The organism is Azorhizobium sp. AG788 (genome assembly GCF_004364705.1).
Lineage (GTDB): Bacteria > Pseudomonadota > Alphaproteobacteria > Rhizobiales > Xanthobacteraceae > Azorhizobium > Azorhizobium caulinodans.
Genome location: NZ_SOBM01000002.1, coordinates 646,151 through 672,628, shown reverse-complemented (window position 1 = coordinate 672,628; position 26,478 = coordinate 646,151). Strand labels below are relative to the sequence as shown.

Genomic DNA, 26,478 nt, shown 5'->3' with positions numbered 1-26,478 from the left:
TAGACGCGTGCTTTAGCCTCGCTCAATCCAATTCAGCTTCGTTGATGATGCTGATTGTCTTGTGCAGGTTTTCTCTCACCTTTGCCCAATTCTGGGTGCCGATGACGATTTTGCCCAGATCAACGTTCAGAACGACCACACTAGCGAACATGTAAACCATAGTGCGCTCTGCATCGCTCGGCAGGCTTCCGGGGAAACGCAGGCGGGATTCGCTGAAGGCTTTTCCATAGCCTGTCACCTGTTTTTTCTTGTCCTCACTGATGCGGCCGAACCACTTGGAGTATCGCGTCAGGAATTCGCAATCCGCAAGCACATCGATCCAGCTGTCCTGATAGGAAAAGGACGCCTTGCGGGCGACCGCGCCGAGCACTTCGTTGACGATGAGCGTGCAGACGGCCACCAGTTTTACAATCTTGGCGATGTCGGGTGTATTGCTCTCGCCACGCCGCAGGTTCTTGGCAAGCGTGTTGGAGATGGAGGATTTCAGGAGGCCGAAATAACGGCCCGCGCTGTCGCCCGCTGTCTCGATGGCTTCCGAAACATAAGGTTCGCTGCTCGAGATGATGCCCTTCAATCCTGTCGGCGGCGGCGCGATGACGCTTTGGAAGGTCTGTGTATTGATGAAGCCCTGGGCGATGACCCTCGACTCCGTATTGAGGGTCGGCATCATCGTTGTCAGGACGGGGGGCGTGGTCACTACCGAGGTTGCGGTCCAACCCGGGTAATATTTCTGCATCAATGTCACGAGGGAGGCGCTGTGTGCCGGGTTCATCTTGATGTAGCGGTAGAAATAGTAACCCATCACAAGAACGGCAGCCAATTCGAACTTCTGCGTCGTTGCCGACGCAAAGACCGGCATGCTGACCTTCTTCGCAACCGACAGCCCCTGAATTTCACGATGGAGGCTGACGATCTCATCGCTGAGGGATTCGACAATCGAGGCGTACATGAGCTGGAGCACGTACTGTCTGTACGCGTCCAACGTATCGGGCACCTTCTTGTAGAAATTCTTGATGGAATCCGACTTCTTGTTGAGAAGCATTTCCAGCTTCTGCTCCTCGGCCACAGGTTTGACGGTGGCGAACAGCCGGTCATAGATCTTGTTGGAGACGACCTGGTTCTGGGTCTGTGTGTTCATGACCCGAACCACGTCGACCTGGGTCGAAAGGTTGCCGTTCTGCACGATGGTGTCGAGCTCGGCATCCTTCTCGCGCTGCTTCTTGGCCGCCCAGAGATTGTAGAAGAAGCTGACAGCGCCGTCATAGCCGCCGAGGACCGGAACTGCCTTCGCGATCGCACCCGAAACGCCCTTTCCTGCACCCGAGACGAGGCCGGAGGCGACGCCCGTGGTCTGGGTCGTGCCCCCGAGGACGGTACCGAGGGTGCTGCTGTCCTTGGGCGGAGCCGTGAGCGCGTAATTGGCGATGGACTGGAAGGCGGTCAGCACGCCTGCGCTGAGCAGCGTTCCCGCATTCTGCGCCGCGGCTGAAAGGAAGGGGCCCGCATAGGGCACGGCCATAAGGGACTGCGCCAGCAGCGCATCGAGCACTTTCAGCACCGGGGAGGGGGGCTGCGGCTTCTCCAACTCCGTCTTGCCCACCGTGGTCACGGCGTTGCGCAGCGTGTCGATCGCCTGAGCTAATGTGACGAAGGCTTCAACGCCGCCGTTGCCGCTCTGGATGGTCGAGGAGTTCAGCTCGCCCCGCGTGGTGCGGATGTTCTGCTGATATTTCACGTTGGCCTGGAATTCGAGTGCCATGACCGCGGCGCACTGCTGTGTCTTGGCGTTCTCCAGCTTCGTCGTCAGAGGGCCAAGCTCGGTGACGAGGCTGGGCTCCGGCGTGGCCAGAACCGTGATCGTATCCTGCCAGTTCAGTTGAAGCGCCTTGTCCTGAACCCGCTTCAGGTGCAGCTTCAGATCTTCCGTGCTCGTCGCCATGACCCTGCCCCCTCAGGCTAAGTGCTTACGCGCTCTTGGTGGTGGCGAGGTCGTAGGAGACGGTGACCGGGGTGCCGGCCTTGTTCTTGTCGTCGTAGGGGGTGAACTTGAACTCGAGCTTGGTGAAGCTGATCGAGATGGACTCGGTGGGGCGGTCACCGCCCGAGGACACCGAGTAGGACGAGATCAGCGCGTTGGTCAGCGTGTAGGTGCAGTAGGTCGCGCCCGGGCTGCCGGTGGTGGTGAGGTCGATCTTCACGGTCTTGCCCGCATTGCCGGTGCAGGACTCGGTGAAGAGCTTGGGCGAGGACGCATCGAACATCTTGACGATGGACACTTCGCTGATGGAGGGCTCGGAGGCCTCGCGGTTGTTGCCCGAACCCGAGACGGTGGAGATTCCGCGCCCGACGCCCCAGGAGAGCGAAAGGACGTCGATCCACTTCTTGTGGTCCTGATGCGTGGCTTCGCCGTCGATGCCGTCATATTTCACGTATATGGCCACCACAGACCTCCCTGAACGCTTCCGCAGGCGCGGATCGATGTTCGATTAGCATTCTTATTTGACGGGACGATAATCAGGCTGCTTGGTGGCCTGAAGAAACATCCTTTTTTGAAGCGAGAAAAACATAGGCCTCGTAGTGGACGACTGCATTGTCATGCAGACGGACATGCCAGGGCAGGCGCAGTTCTTGCGCCGTCCCGGAAGCGGGGGCTCCCGCAGGCGCGGGAAAATGGCCCTGGAGCACCGCCCGCGCCGCGGCGGGGCCGTCGAGCCATTCGTTCGGCGGCGTCGCGTGGGTCGCCCAGTCGAAGGGCGTGGAGAGGGCAAGGCCCCCTTCGGCCTTGAGCACGCGCTGGGCTTCCGCGATGAGCGCGGTCGGCCGGCTCACGCAATCGAGCACGTTGAACGCGCTCAGATAGCCGAACGTGCCGCCCGCAAACGGCAGGGCCAGAGCGTCGGCGATCCAGAAGTCGCACAGCGCCGCGCCGGGCAGGTTCACCCGCGCGCTGCGTCGCTCGAAACGGTTGCCGGAGCGCCGCAGCGGATAGAGGACGTGACCGTCGTCCAGAACCGTGCGGCCGAGCCTCAGAAGGTGCCAGTTGAGGTCGATGCCGAGCGCCGGGCGGCCGGTGGCGGCGGCGAGATCGAAAGTGGTGCGGCCGGCCGCGCAGCCGAGATCGATCGAGGGACCAGCCTTCGCAGGGAGATGGGCGAGAGCCTGCGCGAGGGCCTGGCGCACGCTGCCCGTCGGCGCGGCGACGCCGCCGGAAAACACGTCGCCGTAGTGGTCGTGCCCATAGGTCGATTGCTGCTGGCGCACCACGTTGAAGGCGGCGTCCGGTCCGAGCGCATCGCCGAGCAGGCTTTCCACGGCTTCGCTTTCGACCTCGCCCTGCAGCACGAGGTGCAGGTTGGCGGCGAGCCAGGAGCTGACATCCGGCACGAGGATGGGGGTGCCGGAGAGGATGGGATAGGCCCTGCCGCAGGCGGGGCCACTGCACCGCAGGATGCCGGTGCGCACGTCGCCTTCGACGACGACGGCACCAGCCTCCAGCGCCAGTGGGTGCCCGACTCCAGTCTGGCGGCAGGCCGGGCACACCGGCTTCAGGGTTTCATGGTGCAGCAGCCGCATGGTCACCCGCCGATGATGACGGTGGTGCAGCCCGGTGCCATCACCGTGCCCGTGGGTGCAGGAATGGGCGCGACGCAGCTCGTGTGGGCCGTCATGTCGCCCACCCGCGCCGCCGGCAGGCTGCCGATCAGCACGGTGGCGGAGCCCATGGCGATCATGCCGGGCCCGCCGGGGACGCAGCCGGCCAGCATGCAGGGGGTGGTGGTGTCGGTGGCCCGCGCCGCAGGCATGTTGCCGATGAGCACGGTCGTGCAGCCCTTCATGATCGGCAGTTGCATGGGCGGATGCGGCACCGGTGTCGGCACAGGCGCGGCCGGATGCATCGGCGCGTGGCAGTGCGGGCCGGCTTGCATCACCTTGTCGCCGAGGCGGGCTGCGGGGGGCATCGCGCGGCGCCCCGCTCACTGCAACTGATAGGAGAACTGGCCGTCCTCCTTCAGTCCGACGCTGATCGCGGTGATGGGCTTCGTCTGCGCCATGGCTTCCAGCAGATGGCCGGAAAGCTCGGGCAGCAGGGTCCGCGAGAGGATGTTCTCGATGTTGCGCGCGCCAGAGGCGCTCTCGGTGCAGCGCGCCGCAATGGTCTCCACCAGCTCGGGGTCATAGGTGAAGCTGGCGCCATAGGCCTCCATCACCCGGTTGCGGATGCGGCCGAGCTGGAGCCCCACGATCTGGCGGATGATGGCATCCGTCAGCGGCAGGTAAGGCACCAGCGTCACGCGGCCGAGGAAGGCGGCCTTGTAGTATTTCTCGAGCTCCGGCCGCAGCGCCTGCGCCAGCACGCCCGGCTCGGGCATGGTCTCGGGATCGGCGCAGAGCTTGGTGATAAGGTCCGATGCGGCATTGGACGTCATGATGATGACGGTGTTCTTGAAGTCGATCTCCCGGCCTTCGCCGTCCTTCATCGACCCCTTGTCGAACACCTGGAAGAAGATGTCCTGCACGCCCGGATGGGCCTTCTCCATCTCGTCGAGGAGAATGACCGAATAGGGCCGCCGGCGCACCGCCTCGGTGAGCACGCCGCCCTCGCCATAGCCGACATAGCCGGGCGGGCTGCCCATGAGCAGGCTGACCTTATGCTCTTCCTTATATTCAGACATGTTGATGGTGGTGAGGTTCTGCTCACCGCCATAGAGTTGGTCCGCCAGCGTCAGCGCGGTCTCCGTCTTGCCGACGCCCGAGGGGCCAACCATCAGGAAGACGCCCAGCGGCTTGCGAGGGTCGGTCATGCCGGCCCGCGACGTGCGGATGGCCTGCGCCACCGCCGCGATAGCGTGCGACTGGCCGACCACCCGCTGTTCCATGGTCGCCTGCAAGGCGAGGACGTTGCGGATCTCGTCGCTGCGCATCCGGCCGGCGGGAATGCCGGTCCAGTTCTCCACCACTTCCGCGATGGCCTGGCCATCGACCAGTGGGAAGACCAGCGGCGCCTCGCCCTGCAATTCGGCGAGCTTGGCGCTCTCCTCGGCATATTTCACCCGCAGCGCGTCATGCGCGGCGGCCTCCGCCTCGGCTTCCAGCTGCGTGCGCAGGTCGCCCAGAGACTTCACGAGCGCCAGCTCCGCTTCCCAGCGCTCGGTGAGCGTCACGCGCTCGGCATCGAGGGTGGCCCGCTCGGTGGCCAGCGTCTCCGCGCGCTTGGTGTGATCGACGCCGGAGGCCTGCTCGCGGGTGATGAGCACCATCTCGGCGTCGATCAGCTCGATCCGCCGGTTGCGGTCGTCGATGGCGGCGGGAATGGTGGTCTGGCTTACGGCGACCCGTGAGCAGGCGGTGTCGAGCAGCGAGACCCCCTTGTCCGGCAGCTGGCGCGAAGGAATGAAGCGGGCGGACAGGCGCACGGCCTCGCTCAGCGCCTCATCGAGGATGCGGACCTTGTGATAGCCCTCCAGCGTGGGCACGAGGCCGCGCAGCATGGCAATGGCGATGGGCTCGGAGGGTTCTTCCACCTTCACCACCTGGAAGCGGCGGGTGAGGGCGGCGTCCTTCTCGAAATATTTCTTGTATTCGGCCCAGGTGGTGGCCGCGATGGTCCGCAGTTCGCCACGGGCGAGGGCCGGCTTCAGCAGGTTGGCGGCATCGCCCTGTCCCGCAGCGCCGCCGGCGCCGATCAGGGTGTGCGCCTCGTCGATGAAGAGGATGATCGGAACGGGCGAGGCCTTCACGCCGTCGATCACCGCCCGGAGCCGGCTCTCGAACTCGCCCTTCATGCTGGCGCCGGCCTGGAGCAGGCCGAGGTCGAGGGTGCGCAGGACAACGTTGCGCAGGGCCGGAGGCACGTCGCCGGCGGCGATGCGCAGCGCAAAGCCTTCCACGACCGCCGTCTTGCCGACGCCCGCCTCGCCCGTGAGGATCGGATTGTTCTGCCGGCGGCGGATGAGGATGTCGACGATCTGGCGGATCTCAGAATCGCGCCCGATGATCGGGTCGATCCGCCCCGCCTTGGCTTCGGCGGTCAGGTCTACCGTGTACTGCGCGAGCGCATCGCCGGCCTTGCCGCCGGTTCCGGGAGCCGCGAAGCCGGGGGCGGGCTGCGCGAGGGCCGCCTGCTGCTCGCTGGAGCCGGCGGTGATGCTGGCGAAGTCCTTTTGCAGCGCGTCGGCGGAGAGCGTCTTGAAGCCCGCCGACATGTCGTTGAGCTTCAGCGCCAGCGAGCTGTCCGAAAGCATGGCCCAGAGCAGGTGGCCGGACCGCGCCTGGGACAGGCCGCCTTCGATGGAAGCCAGCAGCCAGGCCTGCTTGGCCGTCTCCACGATGTCCGGCGAGAGGCCCGGCGGGCGGCTGTTGCCGGTCTTCAGCCGGTCGAGGCTGCGGGCGATGTCCCGTTCCACGGCGCCGAGCTCGACACCGTAATGGGCGAGAATGAGCGGGATGTCCGTATTGGCTTCCGCAAGCAGGCGCGAGAGCCAGTGCTCCATCTCCACATTGTAGTGGGTGCGCATGAGGGCGAAACCGGCTGCCCCCTCCAAGGTCGAGCGGCAGGTGCCATCCAAGCGGCCGATCAGAGCCTTGAGGTCAACCGCAGCCATTCTTGTCTCCACCCTAGCCGTGCAAGGAGTAAATCAGGAATCCGCGTCAGACTAGCGGTATAAAGGTCACGAGAGTGTGTCGTCTCTGCCACTGGGGGTGGCGATATTTGGGTGTTTTTAACCGATCGGCCGCGGCGGTAGGGGGAAAATAAACGGTAAACGGATTGTATGCGGACGGGCGTTTGGTTTCGCTTGCGCAGCCGCGCGGGCGCAGGTCATAGAAAGTGGTACCGTGCGGCCGGCTATGTGGGAGTGCCCCTTGTCTGAACGAGAAGTGCCGGAAACGCAGGTCCGACCGACGATCCTTGCGGGGTCCGGGGCGGTGCTCGCGCGGCGCACGTTCGTTGCCGGCGGGCTTGCGGGTCTCGCCGGCTGCGGCGCCATTCCCACCCCGCCGCCCAAGCCGACCATCATCGGCGTGCGGCTTCTGGCTGACGACACGATCAATCCGAGCCTCGTGGGCGTGGCCTCGCCGGTGACCGTCCGGCTCTATGTCCTGAAGGACGATACCAATTTCATGCAGAGCGACTTCCAGACGCTCTGGTCGCAGGACGCGCAGATCCTCGGTCCCAGCATGGTCTCCAAGAAGGAGATCGTGGTGCCGCCGAACGGCAACATTCCGGTCAAGGAGGAGGCGCCGCCCGATGCCACGCTCGTCGGCGCCATCGCGGCCTTCCGCACCATCGATCAGGCGCAGTGGCGCACCACCATCGGCCTGAAGCCCAGTCTCGTGAACGACGTGCAGCTCAATCTCGTCGGGCTGACCGCGCAGTTCATTCCCGTGGTGGTGGGCTGGAAGGGCGATCCGACGCCGCCCCTCTTCCCCTTCTGAGCCGGCCCCGCCTCATCCGGCGGAGGCGTGCCGGGGCTCCAGATAGGCGAGCACATCCCGCAGCGCCGTCACATACGGAGCATTGGGCGTGACGGCCGCAAGGACTGCGGCGCTGCCGAGCCGCACGAGATCGTCGCTGAGCGGCAGCACGCAGGCCACGGGCGAGCGGTAGGCGGCCTCGATCTCACCTTTCAGTTCCACCGCATCGATGCTGCTGTGAACCTTGTTCACCACCAGCAGCATCTGCGGAACCTCCAGCCGCATCGCCAGCTCGAGCGTGACCGCCGTGCCCTGATAGTCCTGCTGGTCCGGCCGCAGCACCATGAGCAGGGTGTCCGAGATGGCGACGGAGAGCAGCGTCTCCTCGTTCACGCCCGGATGGGTGTCGATGATGAGATAGTCGAGGTCGAGCCGGCGGCAGAGCTCGTGGATGCCCTCGTTGAGCACCTCCACCGCATAGCCTTCCTTGAGGATGCGCGCGATCTCCCCGGTGCGCATGCTGCTCGGTACCAGCAGCACCTGCCCGCGTCCGCGCGGCGTGCCGGGCACGGCGGCGCGCGTCACGTCCACGATGGCCGCATCGACGCTGCACCGGCCCCACAGGAAGTCGTTCAGCGTGTGGTCGATGTTCTGCGGTTCAAGCCCGAACAGCACGTGGATGCCTGGCGAGCGGATGTCCACGTCCATGACGCCCACCCGATGGCCCGACTGTGCCAGCAGGGCCGCCACATTGGCGCTGATGTTCGATTTGCCCGTGCCGCCGCGATAGGAGTGAACGGAGATGATGGTGGTCATTCGTCTCGCGCCTGGTCGCTCCGCATGTGCCGCGCCCGCATCTCTCGCGCGCGCTGTTGCAGATCCTGGAAATATTCGGTCTCGACGATGGCGCCCACGTGCTTCTTCAGCTCCTGGCGGTCGATTTCCACCGTGAGGCGCTTCAACTGCACACTGAGTTCGGCATTTTCCTGCTTCAGCTTGCCGTTGGCGATCTCCAACTGCTCCTTGAGGCCCGTCAGGTCCTCGATCAGCATGTTGAGCCGCATCTCGCGCGCCTCCACCTGCACCAGCATGAAGCCGAAGGCCTCGGCCAACTGGTGGATGGTCTCGGAGGCATCCTCGGCGACCGTCAGCGCGAACAGGTCATCCACATTGTCGTAATCGCCCTTGGCGATCTGGCGGCAGATCCCCTCGAGGCGGGACAGCGCCTCATGGTCGCCGGCGCAGGGCAGGGGAGACGGATCGGGCTCGCTCATGGGGTGCCTCCCACATGGCGCAGGACGATGGCGGTGGCGTCGTCGCGCCCGGAATAGCAGTCGGCGGCTTCCAGCAGCGCCGTGGCCAGATCGCGTCGCTCGAGGTCGAGCGTCGCACCGATCACCTCCGGTGGCACCGCGTCGAAAATGCCATCCGTGCACAGCAGCAGCCGCGCACCGGGGTCGATCTGCACGATGCGGAAATCGAGTTCGGGGTCGGGCGTCGCGCCCACAAGGCGCGTGACGAGGCGCCGCCGGTCGCGCAGTTCCACATGGTCCGTGGTGAGCTGCAAGAGGCGGCCGTGGTGGCGCAGGTAGGCGCGGGAATCCCCGGCCCAGAAGAGCCCGGCACGATCATCTTCCACCTGTGCCGCGACCACCGTGGAAGCCATGGTGAAGGCCTGCGGCGCCGTCATGCCCGCCTGATAGAGCGTGTGGTTGGCGGCGAGGAGACGATCCTCGAGCCACTCCAGGCGATCCATGAAGGAGAGGTCCGCGGCATGGATGGCGGTGCAGGCCTGCACGATCTCCCAGCTCGCCACCTCGCCATAGGGCAGGCCGCCGACGCCGTCGGCCACCAGATGAACGCCGGTCTCCGGATTGCTGAAGACCGCGTCCTCATTGTTCTCGCGCCCCGGACCCTGCCGGCTGGCGAGCGAAATCTCGAAGACGCCGGCGCGGACGACGCGGACGGTGTCGTAGGGCCGCGCGCCGGGCTGGGCCTGCATGTCGTCAGCCATTCTTGCGTGCCGACCAGAAGGAGAAGAGGGAATTGCGGTTCTCCGGTTCGGCGGTGAAGGCGGCAAGGAATGCGCCGGCATCGGCAGGCCGCTGGGCTTCGTCGAAGGACAAAGCGGCATTGACCGCGCGGCGGGCGGCGGGCGGCAGCATGGGCAGCTCGTACGGCGCGATGCCGGCGGCCTTCGCCTCGCTGCCGCTCATGCGGTCGTAGGGATGGCGGCCGGTCAGCAGCAGATGCACGAGGCAGCCCAGCGCATAAACGTCGTCCGAGGCGGAGGGCGGCCCGCCCTCGTTGCGCTCGGGACAGGCATAAGAAGGCGTGAGGCCGCTGATGGGCGCCTCTTCCAGCGCGTTCTGGCCGGCCACCGCCGAAATGCCGAAGTCGAGCACCTTCAGCCGCCCGTCGGCGCACAGGAAGAGATTGCCGGGCTTCAGGTCCGCATGGATGGCGCCGCGGCTGTGGGTGAAGGCGAGCGCCTCCATGAGGTCGCGCAGCACGCGCTGGGCATCCTCGCTGCCGCAGAAGGTCGGCTCCTCCCGCAAAAGGCGGTCGAGGCCGACGCCCTCCAGCAGCTCCATCACGATGAAGGCGTGGGTCCCGTCCCGGTCGAAGTCATAGACGGTGGTGATGCGCGGATCGGCGAGATCCTGCGTGCGCCGGGTCTCCGCCTCCAGTGCCCGCAGGGCGTCGGGATGGCTGGCGAAGCTGAGGTTCAGCATCTTGATGGCGACATACGGCTGGCGCGCGCCCGCTTCCAGACGGCGCCGGTCGATGGCGCGATAGACGATGCCCATGCCGCCGCGCCCGAGCTCGTTCTCCAGGATGAAGCGGTCGCGCAGCACCATGCCCTTCTGGGCTTCCGCCTCCGGCTTGGTCTGGAGCGGCGGGCGCACGGCGCCTTCCGTGGTCTCGCGCGCGTAGCGGCGCAGGCGCAGCCCTTCATAGGCGGACAGGGCGGAGCCCAGCGTATCGTGCTTCGCCGCCGGATTGCCGCCGCTGCGCTCCTTCTTGAAGCGATCGACGAAGGAGGACAGGACCGCATCCTCCACCATGCCGGGCAGGTTGCGCGACGGGGCGCTGCGGCTGGCCGATGTCTCCACGGGTGGAGCGGCGGCGAGAGTCAGCGTTTCGCTCCGAATGCCTTCCGCCAACGAGACGCCGAGCCCCTGAACGTCGATCCAGCGCTGGAGCAGGTCGTCCAGCGCATCGGCGCCTTCAGCGGTCCGGCACAGGGGGGCAAGGGCGCGCGTCAGCTCGGGGAACGGCAGCTTTCCCACCACGAAGCGGTTGAGCAGCTGGCCCATCTGGTGCGCGGTGTCGCGATCGTGATCCATGCCCGCCTGCCGGGAATCTCGGAGCCGCGATCTTAGCTGCCCCGCCCCGCGAGGGATATGCTGCAACTTTGGCCCCGTGGGAAGCCGGGCGCTCGGCTGTCGCGCGATCGCATCACGGCGCTCCGCCGGATTGGGGCGACCCGCCGTTCCTTGCGCGCCGGCGCGGTCTGGTGTTTTGACGTGACTGGCGTACCGGAATGCGTCCGATATTCTGCGCGCGCAGACTCGCGCCGCCGCGTCAGTCGGGCCTATATGATATAATCCATGAATTATATAGCATGCGTTCTTACTGCTTCCGGCTTGCCGGACTCGTTCAGGAGACAGGGATGAAGCCTTTGCTCGGAACGGCCCTTCGCTTCGCGACCGCCGTTTGCCTCGCCGCCGCCGTTCTGCCCACAGCCTCCGCCTCAGCCGCCGACAAGGTCCTGGTCGGTCTCGCGATTCCCCCGACCATCACGGACGGCGGCGTCTATGCGATCGCCGATGAGCTGGGCCTGTTCAAGGAGCAGAACATCGAGGTGGAGAGCGTGGTGCTGCAGGGGGCGGGAGCCATCGTGCCCCAGCTTCTGCAGAAGAAGGTGACCTTCGGCTTCCCGCTGCCCGAGACACTGCTCGCCGCCCACAAGCCGGGCGAGCCGCCGCTGCCGCTGACCTATGTCTATAACGCCAACCCGTACAATTCCCTCGAGCTGTCCGTCCTCGCCTCCTCCGACATCAAGAGCATCAAGGATCTGAAGGGCGGCAAGATCGGCGTCGGGGCGCTGACCTGGGGCACCATCCCGCAGACCCGCGCCCTGCTGCGCAGCGAGGGGCTGGAGCCGGGCAAAGACGTCTCCATCGTCGCCGTGGGCAATCTGGGCTCGGGTTTCCATGCCCTGCGCGAGAACCGGGTCGAGGCGCTGAATTTCAACAGCACCTGGATCGACCTCATGGAGCTGGAAGGCACCAAGGCGCGGCGCCTTCCCTATCCGCCCGTGTTCGCCAACATGATCGTCAACGGCTTCCTCACCCATGCCGACACGGTGAAGCAGCAGCCGGACCTCATCGCCCGCTTCGGCCGCGCCTATGCGCAGGCGGTGGTGGCCTGCGACGCCAATCCCAAGGCCTGCGTCGAGGCCTTCTGGAAGCGCAATCCGCAGGCCAAGCCTCAGGGCGATGCGGACAAGGCGCTTGCCGACAACGTGGAGATCCTGAAGCGCCGGCTCGCCCTCACGGTGCGTGACGCGCAGGGCAAGGACCGCGTGCCCGGCGCCTTCGACCTCGAGATCATCCGCGCCTATGTGAAGGCGATGCATGAATACGGCGAGTTCGCCACCGCCGACATCCCGCTGGAGACCTACTTCAGCAACCAGTTCGTGCCGGAATATTCCAAGTTCGACCGCGCTGCCCTCATCGCCCGCGCCAAGGCCCTGCCATGAAGATGGAGCCCGCCGCGCCCGCCGGTGTCCCCGGCGGAGCGCCGGACGGCCGCCTCGTCCTCTCCGATGTCGCCTTCGGCTATGACGGCAGGACGGGCCGCAAGGTGCTGGAGGGGCTGTCGCTGAACGTGCGGGATGGCGAGTTTGTCGCCATCCTCGGTCCCTCCGGCAGCGGCAAGTCCACCTTGCTGCGCCTCGTCGTCGGTCTCGAACGCCCGACAGGCGGCGCGATCCGCCTCGACGGACGCCCCATCACCGGCCCGCGGCAGGACATCGGCATGGTGTTCCAGAAGCCAACGCTGCTGCCCTGGCGCACTGTGCGGGACAATGTGCTGCTGCCCGCCGGCTTTGCCCGCGCCGCCGGTTCCGAGGCACGGACGCAGGCGGACCGGCTGCTGGCGCTGGTGGGCCTGTCGGATGTGGCCGGCGCCTATCCCTTCCAGCTCTCCGGCGGCATGGCGCAGCGCGTGGGCATTGCCCGCATGCTGCTGCATGATCCGAGCCTCCTCATCCTCGACGAGCCCTTCGCGGCGCTCGATGCCATGACCCGCGAGGATCTCTCGCTGGAACTCCAGAGCATCTGGATGGCGGGCCGCAAGACGGCGCTCTTCGTCACCCATTCCATTCCCGAGGCGGTGCTGCTGGCGGATCGCGTGGTGGTGCTGGCCGGCCGGCCGGCGAAGGTGGTGGCGGACGTCGCCGTGCCGCTGCCGCGCCCGCGCACCATCGAGACGCTGACCTCGTCCGAGTTCAACACCATCGCCTACGAACTGCGCCGCCTGTTCCGTGATCTGGCGGGTGCGGCGCGGAGGGCGTCATGAAGACCGTGCAATCCATCCTCTACCCGCTCATCACGCTGGCGCTGGTGATTGCGGCCTGGGCCTTCGCCACCCGACCCGGCGGGTTGCCCTCCTATCTCCTGCCGCCGCCGGGCGCGGTCTTTTCGACCCTCTATGGCGGGCTGGTGGACGGCAGCTACTGGCCGCACATCCGCTTCACCTTGCTCTCGACGCTCACGGGCTATGCCATCGGGAGCCTCGCGGCGGTGGTGGTGGGCATCCTGATCGCGGAATCGGAGACGTTCGAGAAGTTCGTCTTCCCGCTCATCGTCGCCGTTCAATCCATGCCCAAGGTGGCGCTGGCGCCGCTCATCCTCGTCTGGTTCGGCTTCGGGCTGATGTCGAAGGTGGTGCTGGTGGCGCTGCTCTGCTTCTTTCCGCTGCTGGTGAACACCATCGTCGGCATCCGCCGCACCGATCCCGAGCTGGTGGAGATGTGCCGCTCCTTCAACCGCTCGCGGGCCTTCATCTTCCTGCATGTGAAGCTGCCCTCGGCGGCGAGCTCCATCTTCGCCGGCCTCCAGATCGGCATTGTGCTGGCGCTGATCGGCGCGGTTGTGGGTGAGTTCATCGCCTCCGAACAGGGGCTCGGCTATCTCATCGGCTCGGCCACGGTGAATATGAGCGTCAGCACCATGTTCGCGGGCGTCCTCATCCTCGCCGCCATCGGCATGGCGGGATCGAGCCTCATGCGCTTCATCGCCAAGCGCATCGTCTTCTGGGAGGGCGGGCGCACCGCGGCTCCGTCCGAGGAGGTTTGAGCATGACCCGTTCCGACACCATCCTGCCGGCGCCCGAGGCGCTCGCCTTCGCCTCGGCCGTCGATCTGCTGGAGGCTCTGCGGCGCGGCGACGTCACCTCCCGCGCCCTGCTGGAGCTCTATCTCGGCCGGATCGAGCGCCACAATCCGGCGCTGAATGCGGTGATCTTTCTGGAGGCCGAGGCTGCCCGTGCTCGTGCGGACGCCGCCGACGCCGCCCGCGCCCGCGGCGAGAGCTGGGGGCCGCTGCACGGCCTGCCCATGACGGTGAAGGAATCCCACCATATCGCCGGCTGGCCCACCACCTGGGGCGATCCGGCCACCGCCGATTTCCGGCCGGAGGCGACGGGCGTCGTGGTGCAGCGGCTTCTCGATGCCGGGGCCATCGTCTTCGGCAAGACCAATGTGCCGATTCATCTCCTGGACTGGCAGAGCTACAACGCCATCCATGGCACCACGCACAATCCCTGGCGGCGTGACGTGACGCCGGGCGGCTCCTCGGGCGGCTCGGCGGTGGCGCTGGCGGCGGGCTTCACGGCGGCCGAGCTGGGGAGCGATGCGGGCGGCTCCGTGCGCATGCCCGCCCATTTCTGCGGCGTGTTCGGCCACCGGCCCAGCATTCATGTGGTGCCGCAGGCGGGCAATGACCGGCCGGGCAGCACCATTGGCAACGAGGTCTCGACCTCCGGCCCAATGGCGCGTTCGGCGGGCGATCTCGACCTGCTGCTCGGCATCCTCGCCGGCCCGGCCGGGCCGGATGCCATCGCCTGGCGGCTGGAGCTGCGCGAGCCCCGCGCCCGCAAGCTCAAGGATTTCCGTGTCGCGGTCCTCTACGGCTCGTCCATCGCCGAGGTGGACGAGGCCTATGCCTCGCGTCTCAGGGCGCTGGTGGAGCGCCTGCGCGCCGAGGGCGTGAATGTGAACGACAACGCCCGGCCGGATTTCGACGATGCCGAGCACCACCATGTGCTGCTTCAGGTGCTGCGCGGGGCCGCGAGCGCCCGCCCGCCGCAGGCAGCCGTCGACGCGGCTCTGGCACGCCTGAAGACCACCGCCGCGGACGACCATTCCTATGTGGCCGAATCCGACCGGGCACTGACCCAGAGCCACCGGGCGTGGCTCGGTATTCAGGAGCGCCGGGCCGCCATCCAGCGGGCCTGGGCCGCCTTCTTCGAAAGCTATGACGTGCTGCTCGCGCCAGTGACCACCGGGGCCGCCTTCCCGCTGGACGAGGATCGCCCCCGCGAGGCGCGCACCCTCACCATCAACGGCCGGCAGGCGGATTATAACGACCAGCTCTTCTGGGCCGGCATCGCTACGCTGGCGGGCCTGCCGGCGAGTGTGGCGCCCATCGGCGAGACGGCAGATGGCCTTCCCGTGGGTGTGCAGATCGTCGGTCCCTATCTGGAGGACCGCACGCCCATCGCCTTCGCCGCCGCGCTCGAAGAGCTCTACGGCTTCCGCCGCCCGCCCGATTTCGCGTGAGGCGCTGACGGGCGGGGTCGCCCGTCAGAAATGGATCAGGCCTCGGGGAGGCCGAGGGTGGCGGCGAGTTCCCGCCACTCTCGGGCGGAGAGGCCGCTGGTGGCCGCCGTCACCGTTTCGCCGGCGATCATGCGCTTCACCGCCGCCAGCGCCGTGCGCGAGAGGCTCGCCGATTCCATGCGGTGCTCGATGAAGGCTTCCGTGGTGATCGGCACCCAGCGCTTCATGATGTCCAGCATCTTCTCCGCATAGACGCGGATCTCGTACTGCGCATGCGGATCGGCCCGCAGGCGCAGGAAGTGCATGAGATTGTGAAGATTGGTCTTCCAATACCACTGAGTATAGGTGTTCAGCGTCAGGTTCATGCGGGCGAGTTCGCGCGCAAGGCCCGAGCGGTCGGGATCGGCGGGCTGCTCCTCGGTGCCTTCGTTCAGCATCCAGGCATAGTCGGCATAGGTGCGCTCGGCATCGCCGCGCAGCAGGTCGAGCACGCGCTGGGCTTCCTCGCCCTCCAGCACGTCGCCGCGCCCCTGCCGGTTCGCGCTCGATTGGGCGGCGAGCTGCTCCGGCGCCGGCAGATAGAATTCCTTGTCGAGGATGGAATAGCGGGCGGAATATTCGTTCACGCTGGCGGTGCGATGGCGGATCCACTGGCGCGCCACGAAGATGGGCAGCTTCACATGGAACTTGATCTCGGCCATCTCGAAGGGCGTCGTGTGCCAGTGCCGCATCAGATACATGATGAGGCCGCGATCCTCGCTCACCTTCTTGGTGCCGCGCCCGTAGGAGACGCGGGCGGCCTGCACCACGGCATTGTCGTCGCCCATATAATCGATCACGCGGAGGAAGCCGTGGTCCAGCAGCGGGATGGGCTCATAGAGCACCTCCTCCAGCGCCGGCACGGTCGGCCGCAGGGTGGCCGTGGTCGTCGCGCGCGCCTGGCGGATGTCCTCGAGTTGCTGGCCGGTGATGCTCATGGCGGTCCTCGTGATCGTTCTCTCGCCTTAGGACGCCCGCAAGCGATGAGCAAGCGGCGAGCGGCTGCGGCATAGTCCTCCCGTGTGCATGAGTGTCGCCGAAGCCGTTGGGATTGCCGGATCAAATGGCCTCACGGCATTTTGCAAGGGGCAGCCGTAACAAGGCCACGCGGCTTGACGTAGTAGAAGCAGGTTTCGCACGAGGTCAGGTGAGCGCATGTCGCTGTTTCACGAGCGCAACGGAAAATTCAGCCCCGAGAAGACGCTGGCCTTGGTCGGTAGCGTGCTGCCGGCCATCTGGCTCGGTGCGTGGGCGGTGGCAGGCGATCTGGGCGCGCGGCCGGTTTCGGCGGCGATTCACTTTTCAGGCCTCTGGGCCATCCGCCTGCTGCTCGTGAGTCTCGCCGTCACGCCGGCCCGGCGCATCTTCCACTGGCCGAAACTCGTGCTGGCCCGCCGCATCCTCGGCGTCGCCGCCATGTGCTACGCGCTCCTGCACCTCGGCCTCTATGCGATGGACCAAGGCTGGAACATCGGCACGGTGGCGCGGGAGATCGTGCTGCGCTTCTATCTCACCATTGGCGCCGTCGGCGTCGCCTTCCTCGTGGCGCTCGGCGCCACCTCCTTCGACAGCGTGATCCGCCGGATGGGCGGCAAGCGCTGGAATGCGCTCCACGCCACGGTCTATGGCATCGCCATCCTCGCCAGCGTTCACTTCTTCATCCAGTCGAAGCTGGATGTGACGGAGGCGGTGCTGACCACCGGCCTGCTGATCTGGCTGTTCGCCTATCGCCTCTGGCACCGCCGCACCAATGCGGTCGGCCCCCTCGCTCTGTTCGCGCTGGCGGGCCTCAGCGCCGTGCTGACGGCGCTGCTGGAGATCGCCTGGTACGGCCTCTTCACTGGTGTCAGCCCGTGGCTGGTGGCGCAGGCCAATTTCCAGCCGGGGCTCGGCATCAGCCCCGCGCTGTGGGTGCTGGCAGCGGGGCTCGGCGTTGCGCTCGCCGGCACGGTGCGTCTCAAGGTGCTTCCGCCCGCGAAGGTGGCGCGGGCGCGCGCCTGATCAGAGGCCGAGCGCCCCGGTCAGCTGCTCGAGCGCGGTGTCAGGCGTGCCACGCATCCAGTCCGGCATCTGGTGGCGGAACCACGTGACCTGCCGCTTGGCATAGCGGCGGGTGTCGTTCTGGCCTTCCGCGATGGCGTCCGCCCGCGACATCTCGCCCCGCAGATAGCGGGTGAGGGCAGGGGCGCCGTGGGCCTTGAGGATGGTCCGGTCCGCCGGAAGCGCGCGTGCGGCCAGCCGCTCGACCTCCGCCAGCGCGCCGGCCTCCATCATGGTCTCGAAGCGGCGGTCGATGCGACCCCGCAGCGTTTCGCGCTCCACCTCCAGCACGAAGCGCACGGCGGCCGCCTCCTCCAGCACCGGCCGGTGGGTGGCGCGCTGCCACTGGCTGAGCGGCTGGCCGGTGGCCTCGAACACCTCCAGCGCCCGCAGGATGCGCTGGCGATCCTGCGGCTGCAGGCGCACGGCGGCTTCCGGGTCACGGGTGGCGAGGCGGGCATGCAGCACCACCGTCACCTCGTCCTCGGCCATGCGCCGCACCCGCTGGCGCACCTCCTCGGGGATCTCTGGGATAGGGGCAAGGCCGCGCGTCAGCGCCCGGAAATAAAGGCCCGTGCCGCCGATGACGATGGGCAGGCGCCCCTCGGCGCGGGCGGTGGCCATCGCCGCCGCCGCGTCGGCGATCCAGCGCGCGACGGAATAATCGGCGGCGCCGTCCACGTGGCCGTAGAGGCGGTGGGGCACCCGCATTTCCTCCTCCGGCGTCGGCCGGGCGGTCAAAATGCGCAGATCGCCATAAACCTGCATGGAATCGGCGTTGATGATGACGCCGTCGGTCCGTTCCGCCAGATCCAGCGCCAGCGCCGACTTGCCGCTGGCCGTTGGACCTGCGATGAGCACCGCCAATGGTTTCAATGCTTCAGAGTCCCGCAGTCCCATGGTCTATGTCGCGACACTTATCTCAAATCCCGCCCACCCCGCCATAACCCGCGAGGTGGTGGCTGCCGCCCGCGCGGTTCTGCCCGGGGCGGACGAGCCCATCACTCTTAATGCCGACGTGGCGAGCGAGATCCATTTCGACCCGCCCGCCGACGTCTCTGTCCACGGCCTGGAGGATCAGGTCCGCGCCGCGCTGGACGGCGCGCCGGTGGATGTGGTGGTGCAGCTTGCGGCCGGGCGGCGCAAGCGCCTGTTCCTCGCGGACATGGATTCCACCATGATCGGGCAGGAATGCATCGACGAATTGGCCGATCTCGTCGGCCTCAAGGCCCATGTCTCCGCCATCACCGAGCGGGCCATGCGGGGCGAGATCGCCTTCGAGCCGGCGCTCCGCGAGCGCGTGGCGCTGCTGAAGGGCCTCGCCGCCGAGGTGGTGGATGATGTCCTGCGCGAGCGCATCACCCTCATGCCGGGCGGCAAGGCGCTCGTTTCCACCATGAAGGCGAACGGGGCTTATACGGCGCTGGTCTCGGGCGGCTTCACGCTGTTCACCGGCGCGGTGGCGCAGATGATCGGCTTCGACGAGAACCGCGCCAACATTCTGGAGACGGACGGCGGCAAGCTCGCCGGCACCGTGACCGAGCCGATCCTTGGCAAGGAAGCCAAGCTCGCGACCCTCGTGGAGCTGCGCGACCGCCTGCACCTTTCGCCCTCGGAGACGATGGCCGTGGGCGATGGGGCGAATGATCTCGCCATGCTGGGGGAAGCCGGTCTCGGCGTCGCCTATCACGCCAAGCCCAAGGTGGCGGCGGAAGCCAAGGCCCGTGTGGACCATGGGGACCTCACCGCGCTCCTTTATATGCAGGGCTACCACCGCGACGATTTCCGCGAGGGCTGACCCGGACCTTCAGGTGGCACGCAAAGCCCCCGGCAGGGCCGGGGGCTGGAGCGGGCTCAGGCGCTGCGGATGCGGGCGACGAAGTTCTCCGTCGCCCGGCGCAGTTCGCCCGACGTGCGGGACAGATCGGTGGAGGCGCCGAGCACCTGAGTGGCGGTCGTTCCCGTCTCCGCCGCCGTCTGATTGACCTCCGCCATGTTCTCGGAGGCATCGCGCACCCCCTGAGAGGCGCGCGAGATGGAATGGGCGATCTCGTTCGTCGCGGCCGTCTGCTGCGACACCGCCGACGCGATGGTGTTGGAGATTTCGTTCATGCGCCCGATGGTCGACGCAATGCCGGTGATGGCCGATACCGCTTCGTCCGTGGCGCCCTGAACGGTGGAGATTTGAGCTTCGATTTCCGCCGTGGCCTTGGAGGTTTGTTCCGCGAGATTCTTCACCTCGGAAGCCACCACGGCGAAGCCGCGACCCGCCTCGCCCGCACGGGCCGCTTCAATGGTCGCGTTGAGCGCCAGCAGGTTGGTCTGGCCAGCGATGTTGCTGATCAGACTCAGGATGTCGCCGATGCGGCGGGCGGCTTCTGACATGGTGTTGACCTTGGAGGCCGCAGCGTTGGCTTCGGTCACCGCAATGCTGGCGACACGGGCGGATTCCTTCACCTGGGAGCCGATCTCCGAGACGGAGGCGGACAGCTCCTCGGCGGCCGTGGCGACGGCGCCCACCATTTTGTTGGCTTCCTCGGACGCCCGGCTGGCGACGTCGGATCGGCTGGACGTCTGTTCCGCCATGGTCAGCATGCTCTGGGCGGACGCCTGAAGGCCCTCCGAGGCGGTGGACACCACGCCTGCGATCTCGCCGACCACGCTGCCGAGCTCGTCGGCCACGAGATCGAATGCCCGGCGCCGCTCTTCCTCGGCCTGGGCGCGAAGCGACACCTGCTCTTCCTGCAGGCGCACCATTTCCTGGCTGTTGCCCCGCAAGATTTCCACGGCACGGCCGATCTCCCCTACCTCATCCTTGCGGTCGAGGCCCGGGATTTCCACGTCAAACTCGCCCTTCGAAATGCTCTCGATGCCGCTGGCCAGGGTGCGGATGGGCCTCACCACACGATGGGTGATGAAGACGGCAAAGCCCGCGACGACACCGACGATGGCCAACATGAAGAGGCAGGCGAGAATGAAGCCGGTGCGGCTGTTGCTGATATTCTGTTCGCTTTGAATCTGGGCGGCAGCAAAGGCAGCATCGCGAGGCGCCAGAGCCTTGATCAGCGGAGGCGCGATCTGCGCGCGAAACTCCGGGAGGGTCATCGGCGGGGGCGTATCGGAGATCCCGCTGGCATAAATCTGGCGGGTGATGCGGCCTCCGACGCCGATGAACTGGTCCTGGGCCGTGGCGAGCGATTCCTTGATGCCGGGGACATTTTCCAGCGGCTTGGCCGCGTGCTTGACCATGGCCCAATAGGCTTCGGCCTCACCGTCGAGCATGAGGAACTGTTCAAGCTGCGCCGGCGTGAACTTTTTCCCGGAGCCGAGATAAAGCAGGACCACCGCGGAACGGCGGCCACCTGCATCCCGCATCGCCGACGAGAGACGGGCCACAGAGACATAGCTTTCCATGGCCGGATCTTCGTCGCCGATCCGCAGTTCCAGGGCCTCCATAAGGGAGGTCACGGAGCGCAGCAGTTCTGCGGCGGAGGGGAGGAAGTTCTTCGTGACGGCGGGATTCCGGCTGTCGCGGGGCTTTCTCGCTTCTTCCCACGCATCATCCCGCAGTTTCCGCAGGTCCGCGATGGCCTTGGTGATCGCCCCTTCGGCGATCGCGCGGTCCGCCGGTCGCAGGGATGCGGCGAGCGTCTTCGCCGCAGCCAACGTTTCGTCGGTGCGGCCCATATTCTTCTTGGTGGTCGCGATCTGCGCTTCCGATGCCGCGCTTTCGCCGAGCAGCATCTGGTTGAAGTCACCGCGCTCAAGTCCGAAACGCTCGGTGGAATAGGAAAGATTTGCGAGCACCTGCATCAAGGCTTGGGCGCTGATGGCCGATTGCCATCGCTGCCATTCGCCCACGGCGAACATGATGCTTCCCGCCAGCGCCACGGCGCCCAGCGTTGAGATGCATATGAGGAATATCCCCCGGATGCGCATAAAACTCTCCAACTTATTACTTGTGAGACTGTCTATCAGTCACCTTGCCTGAAGCTGGAATTGTCTGAATTTGCAATTATTCGGTGTGAAAATGGCTCTATAATCTACTTTTGATATATGTTTTTCGTCAGGGACGGGCCCGACCCGTTCTCTCGGAGCTCCGAACAGGGGGGCGTTCCGATCTGTGCATTCGGGACGGCGAGAAACCATCGCCGCATTGCCGTGGCCTTCGATTCGACCGGCCAAACGCAAAGCGGCGCGCCAATGGCGCGCCGCGGATCGCATTTCAGGGGGGCTGGCGTTCGAGCCGGACGCCGCCGTCAGTTGAGCGGCACGGCCGCGAACTGGACCTGGCCTTCGCCATCGGAAATCAGCAGCAGGGCCGACTTCTTGTTGTCCTTCTTCAGCGCGTCCACGCGCTTCTGGAGGTCGGCCGGGGCGGAGACCGGCTCCTGGCCCACCTCCACGATCACCTGACCGGCCTTGAGGCCCTTGTCGGCGGCGGCGGAATTGCGGTCCACGGAGGTGATGACCACGCCCTTCACCGTGTCCTTGATCTTGAAGCGGCGGCGCAGGTCGTCGGTGATGCTGGCGACCTCGAGGCCGAGCACCTTCTTCACCACCGGCTTGTCGGCGTCCGCGCTCTGGGGCTTGGACTTGTCGGCGGCGGTCTTCTCCTCCTCGGGGGCGCGGGCGACCGTGATCTTCAGGGTCTCTTCCTTGCCCTTGCGCAGGACGACGATGTCCACTTCCTTGCCCACTGGCGTGTCGGCCACGATGCGGGGCAGGTCGCGGACATCCTTCACGTCCTTGCCGTCGAACTTGACGATGACGTCGCCGGCCTTCACGCCGGCCTTGGCCGCCGGGCTGTTGTCGTCATTGAGGCCGCCCACCAGCGCGCCGCGCGCCTTCCCGATGCCGAGGCTCTCGGCGATCTCGTCGGAGACGTTCTGGATGCGCACGCCGATCCAGCCGCGCCGCACTTCCTTGAACTGCTGGAGCTGGGCAATCACCGGGCCGGCGGTGGAGGAGGGCACGGCGAAGCCGATGCCGATGGAGCCGCCCGAGGGGGAGATGATGGCGGTGTTCACGCCGATCACATCGCCTTCCATGTTGAACAGCGGGCCGCCGGAATTGCCCCGGTTGATGGCCGCGTCCGTCTGCAGGAAGTTGTCGTAGGGACCGGAATTGATGTCGCGGTTGCGGGCGGAGATGACGCCCACCGTGAGCGTGCCGCCGAGGCCGAACGGATTGCCGATGGCCATCACCCAATCGCCGACCCGCATCTTGTCGCTGTCGCCGAACTTCACGGACACCAGCGGCTTCTCGGGCTTCACCTTCAGCAGGGCGAGGTCGGTCTTGGTGTCGCGGCCGACGAGTTCGGCCTTGAGCTTCGTGCCGTCGTTGAAATTGGCGTAGATCTCGTCCGCGTCGGCAATGACGTGATTGTTGGTCACGATGTAGCCGGTCGGATCGATGACGAAGCCCGAGCCAAGGGACGAGACGCGGCGGGGGCGGCGGTTCGACTGTTCCTGGTCGCCGTCATCCTGCTGTTGCCGGCGCTTGAAGAACTCGTCGAAGAAATCCTCGAAGGGCGAGCCGGGCGGGAGCTGCGGGGCGGGCACGCTGCGGGACGGGGCGACGTTCTGCGAGGTGGAGATGTTCACCACCGCATCCATCACCTTCTCAGCGACATCCGCGACCGTGTCCGGCCCCTTGCTGGCAGCGGCATGCACGGGGCCGGATACGGCCAGGGCAAGCGCCAGCGCAGGGGCGGCCATCGCAGCGCGCAAACGATCGATACGGAACATGGGATCTCCTCGCGGACCCGGACTTTCGATGACGAACTGGCACGGAAGCACCATCCCCCGCGAAGGGCAATGAGACTTCAAAAACGCGTTGGACGAGAGTCACGCTCGGGTGAACGGAACGTCAATCCTCCGCGCTGCGCCGCAACGGGGCGCGGTCCCGGCACGGCGGACGCAAGCGGGCCGGGTGGCGCAGCGTCCGATGATCGGAAGCACTGCGGCACCACCATGGCGGAGGAGGCCGGGTCCCCGGCTAAAAATGCGCCCGGACGAGCCAGACGAGCACCACACCGACGACGCCGGCCACGAGGCCGGCGATGCGCATGGGTTGTTCGGGCGCCTTCAGGATCGCCTTCATGGCGCGGCGCCACGCGGCGGGGAACGCCGCGAGGCTGAGGCCCTCGATGACCAGCACGAGCCCGAGGGCGGCGACGAGATCGCGCACGTTTCCCTGACCTTCAGCGGGCCGGAACGGGAACGGGCGTGACGCTGTCCGCCGGGGCCGCGCCGACCGGGCCCCGTGTGCCTTGCGGGTTGCGCAGGAAGCGGAAGAAGTCCGCCTCCGGGCTCAACACGAGACGGGTGTCGGAAGCCTTGATCGACTGCTCGTAGGCCTGGAGCGAGCGATAGAAGGTGAAGAACTCCGGATCGCGCCCATAGGCCTGGGCGAAGATCTGGTTGCGCTCCGCATCGCCCTGGCCGCGCACGGCCTCGCCCCGGGAGTTGGCTTCGGCGATCAGGATCGTCACCTCGCGGTCGGCACGCGAGCGGGTGCGCTGGGCTGCCTCGCCGCCCTGGGCGCGGATCTCGGCCGCCTCACGCTGGCGTTCCGTCTGCATGCGCTGGAACACAGCCTGGCTATTGGCGTCCGGCAGGTCCGCGCGGCGGATGCGCACGTCCACCACCGTGATGCCGAAGTTGGAGGCCTCGCGGTTCACCTGCTCCTTGATGCGGGCCATGAGGCCCTCGCGCTCGTCACGCACCACCTGGGTGAAGGTGCTTTCGCCCAGCACGCGGCGCAGGGCCGAGTTGAGGACGGTGGCGAGGCGGGAGTTGGCGCCCTCAACCGTGCCGACCGCCTGATAGTACTTGAGCGGATCGGAGATGCGGTAGCGCGCGAAGGCATCCACCACGAGGCGCTTCTGGTCCGAGGCGATCACTTCCTGCGAGGGGTTCTCGAGGTCGAGGATGCGCTTGTCCAGATAGACCACCGTGTCGATGAACGGCACCTTCCAGTGCAGGCCCGGCGTCGTGATGGGCGGCCGCGGATTGCCGAGGCGCAGCACCAGCGCCTGCTGGTTCTGGGTCACGGTGAAGGCCGAAGAATAGAGGCCAATCACCACGATGAGGAAGACGACGAGGATGCCGCCGCCGAGGAAAGAGTTTTTCATCGGGCGGCTCCCTGGGTCTGCGGGCCGGTGGGGGCGGGGGCGCGGCGGGCCGGCTCGTTGAGCGGCAGCACGGGCACCACGCCGCCGCTGCGGCTGGCGCTCTGGTCGACGATCACCTTGTCGGTGCCGCCGAGCACACGTTCCATGGTCTCCAGATACATGCGCTCGCGCGTCACGTCCTTCGCCTTCACATATTCATCGTAGATCTTGAGGAAGCGCTCGGCCTGGCCGCGGGCTTCCACCACGGTGCGCTCGCGGTAGGCCTGGGCGCCGTTCTCGATGCGGGCGGCTTCGCCTCGCGCCTCGGGCACGACGCGGTTGGCGTAGGTTTGCGCCTCGTTCTGGGCGCGCTCGGCGTCCGCGCGGGCGGCCTGCACGTCGCGGAAGGCGTCGATGACCTGCGCCGGCGGGTCCACCTTCTGGAGCTGGACCTGCGTGATCTTCACGCCGGCGCTGTAGCTGTCGAGCACCCGCTGCATCAGGTCCTGCACGCCGGTCTCGATGTTCTGCCGGGCGCCGGTGAGGATCGGCTGGATGTTGTTGCGGCCGACCACCTCGCGCATGGCGCTCTCGGCCACCGCCTTGATGGTGCTTTCGGGGTTCTGCACGTTGAACAGATACTGCTCGGCGTTGTTGATGACCCAGAAGACGGCGAAATCCACGTCGACGATGTTCTCGTCGCCGGTGAGCATCAGGCTCTCCTCGGGAACGTCGCGCAGCACGGTGGCGTTGCGTCGGGTGTCCTCGGCGAGGCGCATGCCGATGTCGATGCGGTTCACGCGCGTGACCTTGGGGGTCAGCACGGTCTCGATCGGGTAGGGCAGGTGATAGTTGAGGCCCGGCTGGGTGAGCTGCACGAAGCGGCCGAAGCGCAGGACGACACCCTGCTCGTCGGGCTCGACGCGGTAGAAGCCGGAGAGGAGCCAGCCGGCCACCACCAGAGCGACCAGAAGAATTGCGCCCTTGGTGCCCATGGAGCCCGGGAGCATGTGCCGCAGGCGGTCCTGACTGCGGCGGATGATGTCTTCAATGTCTGGAGGCGTCGGTCCGGAATTGTTCGGTCCCTGACCCCAGGGCCCCCGCGGCCCATTTCCCCAGGGGCCACCGCCCTGATTTTTCCACGACATCGTCGACTCCCGTAGGAGCGCCGCGCGATGGCGGCGGTCCAGACCTGTACCACTCTGCCACCGCTTCGCGGTCTGGGCACACGCGCCCCATGGACGCGCCGAGCCCCGCGAGCCGGCGGGCAGGTTATAGAAAAGCGCGCGTCCCCTTTCAACGCGGCGCGCGCCTCATGCATTCAGATAGGAACTACTATGCGATTACGCAACGGTAGCGCTGCCGGCTCCGACGCGTTCGCCCATGCTGTGTCCGCGCGCGGCATTCGCGGTGCCGCGATAATAGTCCAGCACGAACAGCCGGATCGCGGACGACAGGTTGCCCTGATTGCGGCCGGAGTCGATGGTCGCCACCAGGTCGGACAGGGTCAGGCGCCGCTGCCCCGCGATTTCCTTGAGCGCATCCCAGAAGGCGTCCTCCAGGCTCACGCTGGTCTTGTGACCGGCAATAACGATGGATCTCTTCACCACGGGGCTTTTCATGATTCTTCCCTTTCGGTGCGGGCGTGACCATCCAGGCGCTTGGCCTGCAGGCGTTCCTGCGCGGCCTGAGCTTCACGCTCGGCCTTGGTGCGCCCGAACCGGATCCGGTTCTCGGCAGCCTCGGCCTGCGCCTGCTGTCGGGCCCGCGTCTTGCGGGCCTTATTGAGGTTCACGACGTCGCCCAAAGTGTTTCTCAGTCTCGACTCTGGCCCCCAACCGAGCCGGGTTAACGCGCGTCGTCCTGATCCGAACCCAGTCCGACGTTACCATCACATAGTGCGCGGACTCGCATTGTCATCCGCCTGCGCCGCGAAGCTAGGGCCAAAATTACCGATCCCGGCGTCATTAGGTACCTCCCTGCAATTATTTTGATCGCGCCCGGCGCTCACGGACTT

At 66.7% G+C, this 26,478-nt stretch carries 25 protein-coding genes; 7 read left to right on the top strand and 18 right to left on the bottom strand.

Annotated elements, in window-relative coordinates:
* Positions 1-22 precede the first annotated feature (22 nt).
* The 5 genes from DFO45_RS07250 to tssH all read right to left on the bottom strand — a co-directional run bounded on the left by DFO45_RS07250 (position 23) and on the right by tssH (position 6,602).
* Positions 23-1,939 (bottom strand): hypothetical protein, encoded by a 1,917-nt coding sequence (locus DFO45_RS07250; RefSeq protein WP_133864327.1) that lies wholly within the window; start codon positions 1,937-1,939, stop codon positions 23-25.
* 25 nt (positions 1,940-1,964) lie between these two features.
* Complete coding sequence (locus DFO45_RS07245; RefSeq protein WP_133864326.1) at positions 1,965-2,441, bottom strand: type VI secretion system tube protein Hcp; 477 nt, start codon at positions 2,439-2,441, stop codon at positions 1,965-1,967.
* A 73-nt stretch (positions 2,442-2,514) separates the two neighbouring features.
* Entirely contained in the window at positions 2,515-3,573 is a 1,059-nt protein-coding gene (locus tag DFO45_RS07240; protein ID WP_133864325.1) for a methyltransferase domain-containing protein, read from the bottom strand.
* Between the two features lie 2 nt (positions 3,574-3,575).
* Positions 3,576-3,959, bottom strand: a complete 384-nt coding sequence (locus tag DFO45_RS07235; protein ID WP_043879337.1) for a PAAR domain-containing protein — start codon at positions 3,957-3,959, stop codon at positions 3,576-3,578.
* 15 nt (positions 3,960-3,974) lie between these two features.
* Positions 3,975-6,602, bottom strand: a complete 2,628-nt coding sequence (gene tssH, locus DFO45_RS07230) for a type VI secretion system ATPase TssH (protein WP_133864324.1) — start codon at positions 6,600-6,602, stop codon at positions 3,975-3,977.
* Between the two features lie 259 nt (positions 6,603-6,861).
* On the opposite strand from tssH, the gene tssJ reads away from it, so the two are divergent.
* The gene (gene tssJ / locus DFO45_RS07225) at positions 6,862-7,434 is read left to right on the top strand and encodes a type VI secretion system lipoprotein TssJ (RefSeq protein WP_158304115.1); all 573 of its coding nucleotides are present in this window, start codon (positions 6,862-6,864) and stop codon (positions 7,432-7,434) included.
* A gap of 12 nt (positions 7,435-7,446) precedes the next feature.
* Here tssJ and DFO45_RS07220 read toward each other — a convergent pair whose 3' ends face one another.
* Genes DFO45_RS07220 through DFO45_RS07205 form a run of 4 tightly spaced genes read right to left on the bottom strand, consistent with a single transcriptional unit; the run spans position 7,447 to position 10,763 of the window.
* Positions 7,447-8,229, bottom strand: coding sequence for a MinD/ParA family protein (locus DFO45_RS07220; protein ID WP_012171109.1), 783 nt, complete (start codon positions 8,227-8,229; stop codon positions 7,447-7,449).
* Positions 8,226-8,687 carry a hypothetical protein gene (locus DFO45_RS07215; RefSeq protein WP_133864323.1) on the bottom strand — a complete coding sequence of 154 codons (462 nt, stop codon included), beginning with the start codon at positions 8,685-8,687 and terminating at the stop codon, positions 8,226-8,228. Before DFO45_RS07215 ends, DFO45_RS07220 begins: the two co-directional genes overlap by 4 nt.
* Positions 8,684-9,427, bottom strand: a complete 744-nt coding sequence (locus tag DFO45_RS07210) for a protein phosphatase 2C domain-containing protein (RefSeq protein WP_158304114.1) — start codon at positions 9,425-9,427, stop codon at positions 8,684-8,686. Before DFO45_RS07210 ends, DFO45_RS07215 begins: the two co-directional genes overlap by 4 nt.
* On the bottom strand, positions 9,420-10,763 hold the full coding sequence (locus tag DFO45_RS07205) for a serine/threonine-protein kinase (RefSeq protein ID WP_133864322.1): 1,344 nt from the start codon (positions 10,761-10,763) through the stop codon (positions 9,420-9,422). Before DFO45_RS07205 ends, DFO45_RS07210 begins: the two co-directional genes overlap by 8 nt.
* Positions 10,764-11,089: 326 nt before the next feature.
* On the opposite strand from DFO45_RS07205, the gene DFO45_RS07200 reads away from it, so the two are divergent.
* Genes DFO45_RS07200 through DFO45_RS07185 form a run of 4 tightly spaced genes read left to right on the top strand, consistent with a single transcriptional unit; the run spans position 11,090 to position 15,265 of the window.
* Positions 11,090-12,181 (top strand): ABC transporter substrate-binding protein, encoded by a 1,092-nt coding sequence (locus tag DFO45_RS07200; RefSeq protein ID WP_012171105.1) that lies wholly within the window; start codon positions 11,090-11,092, stop codon positions 12,179-12,181.
* Positions 12,178-13,002 (top strand): ABC transporter ATP-binding protein, encoded by an 825-nt coding sequence (locus tag DFO45_RS07195; RefSeq protein ID WP_012171104.1) that lies wholly within the window; start codon positions 12,178-12,180, stop codon positions 13,000-13,002. Before DFO45_RS07200 ends, DFO45_RS07195 begins: the two co-directional genes overlap by 4 nt.
* Complete coding sequence (locus DFO45_RS07190) at positions 12,999-13,781, top strand: ABC transporter permease (RefSeq protein ID WP_012171103.1); 783 nt, start codon at positions 12,999-13,001, stop codon at positions 13,779-13,781. The genes DFO45_RS07195 and DFO45_RS07190 overlap by 4 nt, the downstream gene beginning before the upstream one ends.
* A gap of 2 nt (positions 13,782-13,783) precedes the next feature.
* Positions 13,784-15,265, top strand: coding sequence for an amidase (locus DFO45_RS07185; protein WP_133864321.1), 1,482 nt, complete (start codon positions 13,784-13,786; stop codon positions 15,263-15,265).
* 35 nt (positions 15,266-15,300) lie between these two features.
* Here the strand turns inward: DFO45_RS07185 and thyX are convergent, their stop codons facing one another.
* Entirely contained in the window at positions 15,301-16,242 is a 942-nt protein-coding gene (gene thyX, locus DFO45_RS07180) for an FAD-dependent thymidylate synthase (RefSeq protein WP_133864320.1), read from the bottom strand.
* Positions 16,243-16,459: 217 nt separating this feature from the next.
* Here thyX and DFO45_RS07175 point away from each other — a divergent pair, with 217 nt between their 5' ends.
* Positions 16,460-17,305 (top strand): ferric reductase-like transmembrane domain-containing protein, encoded by an 846-nt coding sequence (locus DFO45_RS07175; RefSeq protein ID WP_133864319.1) that lies wholly within the window; start codon positions 16,460-16,462, stop codon positions 17,303-17,305.
* Here the strand turns inward: DFO45_RS07175 and miaA are convergent, their stop codons facing one another.
* The gene (gene miaA / locus DFO45_RS07170; protein ID WP_133864318.1) at positions 17,306-18,244 is read right to left on the bottom strand and encodes a tRNA (adenosine(37)-N6)-dimethylallyltransferase MiaA; all 939 of its coding nucleotides are present in this window, start codon (positions 18,242-18,244) and stop codon (positions 17,306-17,308) included.
* On the opposite strand from miaA, the gene serB reads away from it, so the two are divergent.
* Positions 18,243-19,142 carry a phosphoserine phosphatase SerB gene (gene serB, locus DFO45_RS07165; protein WP_133864317.1) on the top strand — a complete coding sequence of 300 codons (900 nt, stop codon included), beginning with the start codon at positions 18,243-18,245 and terminating at the stop codon, positions 19,140-19,142. The genes miaA and serB overlap by 2 nt on opposite strands.
* Positions 19,143-19,198: 56 nt before the next feature.
* Here the strand turns inward: serB and DFO45_RS07160 are convergent, their stop codons facing one another.
* From DFO45_RS07160 to DFO45_RS07130, 7 genes are all read right to left on the bottom strand, one after another.
* Positions 19,199-21,283: a methyl-accepting chemotaxis protein gene (locus DFO45_RS07160; RefSeq protein ID WP_133864316.1), complete on the bottom strand. Its 2,085-nt coding sequence runs from the start codon at positions 21,281-21,283 to the stop codon at positions 19,199-19,201.
* Positions 21,284-21,603: 320 nt separating this feature from the next.
* The gene (locus DFO45_RS07155; RefSeq protein ID WP_043879331.1) at positions 21,604-23,094 is read right to left on the bottom strand and encodes a DegQ family serine endoprotease; all 1,491 of its coding nucleotides are present in this window, start codon (positions 23,092-23,094) and stop codon (positions 21,604-21,606) included.
* Between the two features lie 250 nt (positions 23,095-23,344).
* Complete coding sequence (locus tag DFO45_RS07150) at positions 23,345-23,536, bottom strand: DUF2065 domain-containing protein (RefSeq protein ID WP_012171095.1); 192 nt, start codon at positions 23,534-23,536, stop codon at positions 23,345-23,347.
* Positions 23,537-23,549: 13 nt separating this feature from the next.
* On the bottom strand, positions 23,550-24,482 hold the full coding sequence (gene hflC / locus DFO45_RS07145) for a protease modulator HflC (protein ID WP_133864315.1): 933 nt from the start codon (positions 24,480-24,482) through the stop codon (positions 23,550-23,552).
* Positions 24,479-25,609 (bottom strand): FtsH protease activity modulator HflK, encoded by a 1,131-nt coding sequence (hflK, locus tag DFO45_RS07140; RefSeq protein WP_133864314.1) that lies wholly within the window; start codon positions 25,607-25,609, stop codon positions 24,479-24,481. Before hflK ends, hflC begins: the two co-directional genes overlap by 4 nt.
* Before the next feature lie 195 nt (positions 25,610-25,804).
* Positions 25,805-26,083: a ribbon-helix-helix domain-containing protein gene (locus DFO45_RS07135; protein WP_012171092.1), complete on the bottom strand. Its 279-nt coding sequence runs from the start codon at positions 26,081-26,083 to the stop codon at positions 25,805-25,807.
* A complete protein-coding gene (locus DFO45_RS07130; protein ID WP_012171091.1) occupies positions 26,080-26,268 on the bottom strand; it encodes a DUF4169 family protein in 189 nt (62 codons plus the stop codon). The genes DFO45_RS07135 and DFO45_RS07130 overlap by 4 nt, the downstream gene beginning before the upstream one ends.
* Positions 26,269-26,478: the final 210 nt, after the last annotated feature.

Bases quoted from the DNA above. Each gene is read 5' to 3' on its own strand.
- DFO45_RS07190 (WP_012171103.1), top strand. From the start codon at position 12,999: ATGAAGACCGTGCAATCCATCCTCTACCCGCTCATCACGCTGGCGCTG.
- DFO45_RS07210 (WP_158304114.1), bottom strand. From the start codon at position 9,427: ATGGCTGACGACATGCAGGCCCAGCCCGGCGCGCGGCCCTACGACACC.
- DFO45_RS07215 (WP_133864323.1), bottom strand. From the start codon at position 8,687: ATGAGCGAGCCCGATCCGTCTCCCCTGCCCTGCGCCGGCGACCATGAG.
- DFO45_RS07220 (WP_012171109.1), bottom strand. From the start codon at position 8,229: ATGACCACCATCATCTCCGTTCACTCCTATCGCGGCGGCACGGGCAAA.
- DFO45_RS07155 (WP_043879331.1), bottom strand. From the start codon at position 23,094: ATGTTCCGTATCGATCGTTTGCGCGCTGCGATGGCCGCCCCTGCGCTG.
- DFO45_RS07185 (WP_133864321.1), top strand. From the start codon at position 13,784: ATGACCCGTTCCGACACCATCCTGCCGGCGCCCGAGGCGCTCGCCTTC.
- miaA (WP_133864318.1), bottom strand. From the start codon at position 18,244: ATGGGACTGCGGGACTCTGAAGCATTGAAACCATTGGCGGTGCTCATC.
- serB (WP_133864317.1), top strand. From the start codon at position 18,243: ATGGTCTATGTCGCGACACTTATCTCAAATCCCGCCCACCCCGCCATA.
- hflC (WP_133864315.1), bottom strand. From the start codon at position 24,482: ATGAAAAACTCTTTCCTCGGCGGCGGCATCCTCGTCGTCTTCCTCATC.
- thyX (WP_133864320.1), bottom strand. From the start codon at position 16,242: ATGAGCATCACCGGCCAGCAACTCGAGGACATCCGCCAGGCGCGCGCG.
- DFO45_RS07235 (WP_043879337.1), bottom strand. From the start codon at position 3,959: ATGCCCCCCGCAGCCCGCCTCGGCGACAAGGTGATGCAAGCCGGCCCG.
- DFO45_RS07240 (WP_133864325.1), bottom strand. From the start codon at position 3,573: ATGCGGCTGCTGCACCATGAAACCCTGAAGCCGGTGTGCCCGGCCTGC.
- DFO45_RS07205 (WP_133864322.1), bottom strand. From the start codon at position 10,763: ATGGATCACGATCGCGACACCGCGCACCAGATGGGCCAGCTGCTCAAC.
- DFO45_RS07195 (WP_012171104.1), top strand. From the start codon at position 12,178: ATGAAGATGGAGCCCGCCGCGCCCGCCGGTGTCCCCGGCGGAGCGCCG.
- DFO45_RS07135 (WP_012171092.1), bottom strand. From the start codon at position 26,083: ATGAAAAGCCCCGTGGTGAAGAGATCCATCGTTATTGCCGGTCACAAG.
- DFO45_RS07175 (WP_133864319.1), top strand. From the start codon at position 16,460: ATGTCGCTGTTTCACGAGCGCAACGGAAAATTCAGCCCCGAGAAGACG.
- DFO45_RS07160 (WP_133864316.1), bottom strand. From the start codon at position 21,283: ATGCGCATCCGGGGGATATTCCTCATATGCATCTCAACGCTGGGCGCC.
- DFO45_RS07250 (WP_133864327.1), bottom strand. From the start codon at position 1,939: ATGGCGACGAGCACGGAAGATCTGAAGCTGCACCTGAAGCGGGTTCAG.
- DFO45_RS07200 (WP_012171105.1), top strand. From the start codon at position 11,090: ATGAAGCCTTTGCTCGGAACGGCCCTTCGCTTCGCGACCGCCGTTTGC.
- tssH (WP_133864324.1), bottom strand. From the start codon at position 6,602: ATGGCTGCGGTTGACCTCAAGGCTCTGATCGGCCGCTTGGATGGCACC.
- hflK (WP_133864314.1), bottom strand. From the start codon at position 25,609: ATGTCGTGGAAAAATCAGGGCGGTGGCCCCTGGGGAAATGGGCCGCGG.